Source organism: Alcanivorax sp. HI0083, from assembly GCF_001635175.1.
Genome location: NZ_LWFX01000754.1, coordinates 1 through 222 on the forward strand (window position 1 = coordinate 1; position 222 = coordinate 222).

A 222-nucleotide genomic window follows, 5' to 3' on the forward strand; every position below is an offset into this window, starting at 1 on the left:
TGCGGAGTGGCCAGTACGCCTTCTTCCGTGCCCAGCCATTCAAACACCGCATCGGCATCCACTTTGCCTTCGGCGAAATCCTTGCGGAACTGTTCCTGAATCAGCTGGCGGGACAACGCCGCCGAGCAGGGGCAGGTGGACGAGTACGGCACTTCCACCGACAACTCGATGCGCATGCCCTCTTCGCACAGGGTGCCCTTGATACTGACCGGGTAGCTCTTC

Annotated in this window: 1 protein-coding gene; it reads right to left on the reverse strand. The window is 60.8% G+C overall.

What is annotated here, in order from left to right:
• Nucleotides 1-222 (reverse strand): GTP cyclohydrolase, FolE2/MptA family (locus A3754_RS07365; RefSeq protein WP_197468544.1); only part of this gene is annotated, 222 nt, incomplete at both ends.